This is a genomic window from Nostoc sp. (assembly GCF_035638895.1).
Taxonomy (GTDB): Bacteria; Cyanobacteriota; Cyanobacteriia; order Cyanobacteriales; family Nostocaceae; genus Nostoc.
On sequence record NZ_DASQZC010000578.1, the window covers coordinates 1 to 7,758 of the forward strand.

A 7,758-nucleotide genomic window follows, 5' to 3' on the forward strand; every position below is an offset into this window, starting at 1 on the left:
GTGATTTTGGATGCTTCAGCAACAGGTTCAATCAATATAGGTGGCGCTTTTTCTTCAAAGGCGGCTAAGTCGAACCAAAAAGTGGTGCCTATACCAACTTCACTCACCAGATGGACTTTACTACGATGTCTGTCGATGATATTTCTGACAATCGATAAACCTAAACCCGTGCCTTCTAGCGTGTGAACTCGGTTTTCTACGCGGAAGAAGCGTTCAAAAATTGAGTGTTGATCTTCTGTGGCAATGCCAATTCCAGTATCAGAAATTTCAATCCGCACTGGAGAAGATTGGGTGTGACTAGGTTTAAAATCTAGTTGGTAGGCGCGAATTGCCACTTTGCCACCGACTTTGGTGAATTTAAGGGCATTACCAATCAGATTGCCAAACACTTGTACTAACAGATCATAATTACCCATTACTAGCGGCAAATTAGGAGCAACTTCTTGAATGAGTTCAACACCTTTATCTTTAGCATTCAGTTGGTAAGTACGCAGTGTTTGCTCGATCGCTTGGGCTAAATCCACCCCATCGAAGCTGTAGTTGCGACCAGATTCAAGTTTTGACAAATCTAAAACATCGTTAACTAGGCGGGTTAAGCGATCAGTTTCATGATTTACTGTTTGCAGATACTCTTGCCGTTTCTGTAAATCCAAGTCTTCGCCGTAGTCGTACAACGTTTCAATATGGGTTTTGATGTTGAATAAAGGCGTCCGCAGTTCGTGAGAAACGTTGCTGATAAATTGGCCTTTTGCCTCGTTTAATTCCACCTCACGGGTTATATCTTGGACAGTAATCGCAATGCCTTTGATGCTTTCCCTTTGCAGATTGAGTACTGTAGTCAAGAGAATACGGATCGTTCGCGGGGTAGGTTGGTTAATAAAAATTCGGAATTCGGCGCTTTCGCATTGGCCTGCTGCCATTTCGTACAAAGGGCTAGCGATTTCCATTTGTACTGCTGGGGGCAAGTGATGTAACAGGTTTTGACCTACCACTTTAACGTTTTCCCAGCCAAAAATTCGCTCTGCTGTGGGGTTGACTAAAATCACCTGCATGTTGTTATCAATCAACACAGCACCATCTGCGATCGTTGAAACTAGGGTTTGTAGCTTGGCTTTTTCTGCGGTCAGTTCCTCAATATTCTGTTCTTCATAGCGCTCTAATCGCTCTCCCATTTCATTAAAGCTTAAAATTAACTCCCCCAGTTCGCCTCCTAAAGGTAAATCAATGCGCTGCTTAAAATTCCCGGTAGCAATTTGCTTCACTCCTACCAGCAGTTCTTTAATGGGCTTAGTGATGGTCAAGGCGTTTATCACTCCTGCCAAAATCACCATTACCCAAATGGTAATAAAAACGGCAATGGTAACATCGCGGGTAAAATTGGTGGAGATGACAGCAGTCTGATTCGGGTTGATACCGATCGCTAATACACCTAAGTATTTTTTATTGACAATCAGGGGAATAAATACATCGGTGACTATTCCATCTGGGGTTGTATGTTGCCGCACCATCGGCTTTTCACCATCACCAGGGTAATCTTCTGGCAGTTGTATCCGCCGTTTAATGGTAAGAGAGTTTTCTACCTCCGCTTCCCAAAAAGGAATGCCAAAAAACATTTCCCCGTTTTCGTCGGCGTAAAGCATATAACGCACACTAGAGGTGCTGCTGTAGAAGCGTTGAGAAAATTGGGCAACCTCAGTCAGATTATTGTCAGCGATTAAAGGAGCAACGTTGGCAGCAAGCAGCAGCCCCAAGTCACGGCCAAAGCGGGTGTCATTCATCCGCGCATCCTGCTGAATTGTATTCACAGCCCAGAAGGTCAGGCCACTCATCACTAATGAAACTACCATTGTGACTACAGCCAATAATTTGGTCTGGAGTGTGAACTCCGACCACCAAGTAGCGATCGCATGTCGAATTGTTTTTAACAGACTTAGCATCTTAAATAAAGTTGTTAATAGTCTTTGTTATAAAGCCTAACAACTAAAAAATTAACAGTTAATTTGATAAACATGTTAGGGGAGAGGGAGAGATGGGAAACTCTAGGGGATATTTATGTAAGCTAGTCTTAACGAATTTAGCTCATTTCAGGCATCCGAGTTGATATCCAGTTAAGGATTAAGGCGTTAAACTCCATTTTTGTGACTATTGGTTACGCACAAATGAGCAGTCTAACAAAAATTCAACCTGTCGTGATTTTAGGCTAGTTTTTCGGCTCAGGTTAGCGGCTGCTAGTACCGACGTGCCACCGTTACGATGCGACTGCAAAATCTGTGTACTGCCGCATCTTAGGCTCATGAAATGCCAACACTATATCTTCCTTGGCAACACTGGCACGAACTAAGTCAGTTGCGATTCCATCTTCAGTCCAATCTTCCTCGATCCAGAATTTGCCATCTCGAATCCGAACGTAGACGGTCATACCAGTAATGCGTTCGCCATTTTGCCAACCAAGATTCATCCAAATATAGTGACCCTTTGGCTCATCCATAATCAAAAATGTTTCCATATCTCGGTTAGGACGACGGTTACATATTTCTATATACTCCGTCAAGATCCGCTTAATTATCTTGGGATACTCAGTTAATTTATCCATTGTGTGATCTCCTCTGTTTCTGTATCGACAACAATGAGTGGAAGTTGATGTTTAAGCTAAAAAACATCTAATTTGCATAATCGAATTAAATATAACTCTTGTGGGGTGGGCATCTTGCCCGCCCAGTATATGCAATTTAAATGTGCAACAGCTTATGGAGGATGAGTTGAATTACATCCTGGTTGAAAAAACAATTATTAAGCGATGCCTACGGCGGCAAGCTACGCACCAACAGCAAGGTAAAGTTTAGGTCTGGCGCTGTTTCCTCTAAAAGATAACGGTAGATGTCATACTGTCCGAGAGCTTCTTTCAAATCTTGTATCTTTGATGCACCAACAAAGCTTTTCACTTCAATAACAAGTTTTTGCCCATCTCGTTCAGCCCCGATGGGACGTTCAGCACCGAGATCAGCGTATAATGTTGTTCTTCGATACTGAATTATGTAGCGATCGTCCGTAATCACCCAGCCGTCTTTTATCAGTGCATTTTTTACCGCATTATGAATAATGTCTAACTTGGGCATAACTATAACTTAAGTATAAGTCGGCCTCGCAGCTGTAATGGAAATCAGTGCCAGCCTTAAAGCCGACATTAGATTGGATAGTTATGGAGTTTCCCTCTGCTTCACACTGACTACTCTATGACCGATATCTCTCCGATAATATATTCCCTCAAACTGGATATATTTGATACCTGCGTATGCTTGGGCGATCGCTTGCTGAAAGTTTTCTCCAATTCCAGTCACATTTAATACTCGACCCCCATCTGTGACAACTTCTTGTTGCTGGTTCAATTTCGTACCTGCATGAAATACAGTTGCTCCCGTTACCTCTGCCTCACTAATGCCAGTAATGACCTGGCCTTTCTCATATTCTCCTGGATAACCACCTGAAGCTGCAACCACAGTTGCAGATACTCCCTTTTTCCAAGCAATGGGTGGTAATTCACTTAATCGCTGTTGTACACAGGCTAGAAGCAAGTCTTCTAAAGGTGTTTCTAACAGTGGCAAAATCACTTGGGTTTCTGGATCGCCAAAGCGACAGTTAAATTCTAAAACCTTCAAGTCGCCATCGGGTGAAATCATCAACCCAGCATACAGTACACCTCGGTAATCAATACCTTTAGCTCGTAAGGTTGCGATCGCTCTTTCTAATACTTCTGTTTGAATGCGTGCCATCAACTCTGGTGTAGCAATGGGTGCTGGGCTGTATGCTCCCATGCCACCAGTATTGTCTCCCGTATCGCCATCACCAATTCGCTTATGGTCTTGAGCTGGCAGCAAGGGGCGAATCGTTAACCCATCTGTTAACGCTAAAATTGATACTTCTTGCCCAACTAAACATTCTTCAATGACAACAAATTCACCAGCACTGCCAAATTGTCCTTGAAAAATCGCATCAACGGCACTTTCTGCCTGTGCAACTGTTTCAGCTACTATTACGCCCTTACCAGCCGCCAAGCCATCAGCTTTAACAACAATTGGCGCTCCCTGAGAGTTGATATAAGATTTTGCTGCTGCTGCCTGCGTAAATACCACAGCCCGTGCCGTCGGAATCCCTGCTTCTTGCATCAAGGCTTTTGCCCAAGCTTTACTCGCCTCAATTTGCGCTCCCGCTCTGACTGGGCCAAATACCATTAACCCTTTGCCTTGGAGGTAATCTGTGATTCCCTTTGCCAAAGGCACTTCTGGCCCAACTATCACCAGAGTGATACCATTTTCCAGAGCATATCGGCTTATGCCCTCAAAATCATCTACTGTTAAGGGCAAGTTATGGCAACGTTCCAAACTTGCTGTGCCTCCATTCCCTGGTACACAGACAACTTGCTCAATTTGCTTAGATTGCAACAGTTTCCATGCCAGAGCATGTTCGCGCCCTCCATTACCTACAACTAAAACTTTCACTGCTTTCCTCGTGTGTTCCTTGCGAAACGAGAATGCCCTATTTGGCTCTCGCGGATCAATTTTTTCATTAATTTTCACACTTATGCAAGCCCTCTCATAAATAAAAAGGCTCAGGAGCAGGGGCAGTAAGAAATATAGCTATAGCGGTTCCCAATTGTACGGAATACAAACGACCTAACCCCCAGCCCCTTCCCTTGAAAGGAAGAAGAATAAGATTCAAAGCCTTTCTCCTTTTAGGAGCTACGGGTACACACATTTTTGAAATGAAACTCAAACCCTGGATTTACCCCCCAAGGCTACGGTGTACACACAAGTCTTGTCGCAGTCATATCTTTATTAATAAATCTCGCACTACGTTTCTATCCCGCCTCGGAATAAATTCCGAGTCTCATAGCTGAACTTTAGTTCTGGGCGGGATATCGCTGAGTATGACAGTTTAATTCAGAAAAAATGTGGGTAAAAGAGTTAAAACGTATGTGGACAGCACTTGTGTGTACACCGTAGCTCCATTTAGGAGAGAGGAATGGAAGTGAGGTTAAAACTGTACTACACCTAAGCGAGAACCGCTATATAGCTTTTCGTAATTAAATGAGGTTCATTCGAGCAAGCTCTTTGTTTGATTTTAGGTTAGGAATGGGGTTCTGTACCTACTCAACTGAGAACCACTATATTGAATTTTTACTGTATTTATTCTTAAATTTTAACTTAGTTAATTAGTTAGTATACTTTTATCAAATTGCAATACTTAAACGAATATATTGAACCTGTTCCAATGTCAGTAAAATATTTAACTATTTGTCATGGTTTTTAACCATTTAAATAATTGAGTAAAAAAATCATCTTCAAGTAATGACAATTATTGATTACAATTATGAATCTGTGAATATAAAAAATAATTAAAATATCGAAAAATAGGCAACATGGCTAAAATTATTGTTACTGGAGCTGCTGGCTTTATTGGCTCTCATTTTGTAGAAACATTGCTGCAACAAGGAGAAGAAGTGATCGGGATTGATGAATTCAATGATTACTACGATCCGATGTTAAAACGTAAAAATATTGCACACTTACATCAGTCACCTGGCTTTACATTAGTTGAAGGAGATATGCAGTTTTTAGATTGGCAAAAACTCCTAAAAGATGTTGATATAGTTTACCATCAAGCGGCGCAAGCAGGTGTTAGAGCAAGTTGGGGTAAAGCTTTTCGAGGTTATACAGAACGAAATATTAACGCTACACAAGTTTTGCTAGAAGCAGCTAAAGATGCTAAACATCTGAAAAGGTTAGTGTTTGCCTCTTCATCTAGTATATATGGTGATGCAGAAACGTTACCTACCCATGAGGGAATTTGTCCTAAACCAGTTTCTCCTTACGGCATTACGAAACTAGCTGCGGAGTTTTTATGTGAACTATATTACAAAAACTTTGGCGTCCCCTGTGTAACGTTGCGCTATTTTACAGTATATGGCCCCAAACAGCGCCCAGATATGGCATTTCATAAGTTCTTTAAATCGATTTTGCAGGATGAAGCGATTCCTATTTACGGCGATGGACAGCAAACGCGGGAGTTTACGTTTGTTAGTGATGTCATCGCCGCCAATTTAGCCGCCGCCTTCACACCTGAAGCAGTGGGAGAAATTTTTAATATCGGTGGCGGTAGCAGAGTGGTTTTAGCAGAAGTCTTGGATACGATTGAAGAAATTGTTGGGAAATCAATTAAAAGAAACCACATAGAAAAAGCGATGGGAGACGCCCGCCACACGGCTGCTGATGTATCTAAAGCAAAGAAAATTCTTGGATATCAGCCCCAAGTTTCCTTGAGAGAGGGTTTGATACAAGAATGGGAGTGGATAAAATCTTTGTATTGCCTATCCTCTTAATTTTCCTTATCTCCCTCATCTTCTTAACCTTGACTTTTGAGGAGTCTTGCTCTTAGCTGGTAGTCAAAACAATACCTTGGCGTACATTACGCTTACGTTGGCGTAGCCGGTCGGAGACATCGCTTTTACGAGTACCACCAGCCATCTGATACTCATGGCTATTTTTACCAAACTTATGAGCAACACCAAGCAAAATCTTTTCAGAATAGTCTGCCAAATCTCTTTCATTTTCGGTGATTTGGGTTAATAAAACATCAATAGTAGAGAGGTTAGTATTGTAAGCTTCTAGAGATTGACGGAGACTTTCAATTTTATCAGTATAATCTTTAACCGTTAACTTATCTCCTACATCTAGAGTAGGACTGATAGATTTAACACTTGCCAAGCGCATCTCAGCTTTGCTAAGAATACGTGAATCGCGTTTGTGCCTTGCCATAATTAATACCCTAATTCAAGTAATTCTATAGTGGACAATTTTTTACAAGGTTGTCCTGCGTAAAATTGTTGATTTTTCTTCAGAAAACTAAAATTTGAGTAATTTCAGCAATTTTTATTCCCCTTCTCCCTTTTATAAGCGCAGTTGCTCTTTACTCACGACTCATGACTTAGCACTGAGTTAAAGGAAAAGTTGCTACAGGAAAAACAGAAGTTCTTACAGGGAAGACGGAAGTTGCTACAGACTGCGCGAAACACTGAAACGTCAAGACAGAAGTTCTTGCAGGGAAGACGGAAGTTGCTACAGACTGCGTGAAACACTGAAACGTCAAGACAGAAGTTCTTACAGGGAAGACGGAAGTTGCTACAGACTGCGTGAAACACCGAAACGTCTTGGCGGAAGTTCTTACAGGGAAGACGGAAGTTGCTACAGACTGCGCGAAACACCGAAACGTCAACCCTGAAGCAATATTTTTTGATGGATACTAACAAATTTTATTAGGATTTACGCATGAGTTACGGATTGGTTCTTACCTATAATAGAGAACAATCGTCATCTCAAGTATTCAGCTTGATACCCACAATGACACTCAAAGAGCTACAACCTCAACTTTTAGCCTTGTCTTTGGAAGAAAAGGCACAGGCAATTCAGATTTTGGCGGCGAGTCTGGGCAATGGGTTGATTGGCATTGAGAAAACACCAGGGGTGATGGGGGGCGATGCCTGTATTCGGCAGGCTCGGATTCCGGTTTGGCTGTTGGTAAGCCTGCGCCATCAAGGGGCAAGTGAAGCCTATTTGTTAGAAGATTACCCGACGCTAACTGCTGCTGATTTGGTGAACGCATGGCTGTACGCTGAGGTTTATCCTAAAGAAATTGAAGTGGCGTAGGCGTAGCCCGTCGTAGACATCGCACGGCAAGAGGCGGCTTAAGGGTGGTAAGCTGTTA

General features: G+C 42.2%; 7 protein-coding genes. 2 read left to right on the forward strand and 5 right to left on the reverse strand.

The genetic code is table 11. The features are described 5' to 3' along the window. From nblS to purD, 4 genes are all read right to left on the reverse strand, one after another. A partial coding sequence (gene nblS / locus VE944_RS28575; RefSeq protein ID WP_324985385.1) for a two-component system sensor histidine kinase NblS occupies positions 1–1,937 on the reverse strand: 1,937 nt, incomplete at its 3' end. 311 nt (positions 1,938–2,248) lie between these two features. Continuing rightward, positions 2,249–2,593, reverse strand: a complete 345-nt coding sequence (locus VE944_RS28580) for a XisI protein (protein WP_324985388.1) — start codon at positions 2,591–2,593, stop codon at positions 2,249–2,251. Between the two features lie 208 nt (positions 2,594–2,801). Then, positions 2,802–3,116, reverse strand: coding sequence for an element excision factor XisH family protein (locus VE944_RS28585; protein WP_324985391.1), 315 nt, complete (start codon positions 3,114–3,116; stop codon positions 2,802–2,804). 81 nt (positions 3,117–3,197) lie between these two features. Then, on the reverse strand, positions 3,198–4,496 hold the full coding sequence (gene purD, locus VE944_RS28590; RefSeq protein ID WP_324985399.1) for a phosphoribosylamine--glycine ligase: 1,299 nt from the start codon (positions 4,494–4,496) through the stop codon (positions 3,198–3,200). Positions 4,497–5,416: 920 nt separating this feature from the next. On the opposite strand from purD, the gene VE944_RS28595 reads away from it, so the two are divergent. After that, positions 5,417–6,376 carry an NAD-dependent epimerase/dehydratase family protein gene (locus VE944_RS28595; RefSeq protein ID WP_324985402.1) on the forward strand — a complete coding sequence of 320 codons (960 nt, stop codon included), beginning with the start codon at positions 5,417–5,419 and terminating at the stop codon, positions 6,374–6,376. Positions 6,377–6,428: 52 nt separating this feature from the next. On the opposite strand, the gene VE944_RS28600 is transcribed toward VE944_RS28595, so the two are convergent. Then, entirely contained in the window at positions 6,429–6,812 is a 384-nt protein-coding gene (locus VE944_RS28600) for a hypothetical protein (protein ID WP_324985405.1), read from the reverse strand. Between the two features lie 582 nt (positions 6,813–7,394). Between VE944_RS28600 and VE944_RS28605 the strand changes: the two genes are divergently transcribed. Continuing rightward, complete coding sequence (locus VE944_RS28605) at positions 7,395–7,700, forward strand: DUF433 domain-containing protein (RefSeq protein WP_324985407.1); 306 nt, start codon at positions 7,395–7,397, stop codon at positions 7,698–7,700. Positions 7,701–7,758 lie beyond the last annotated feature (58 nt).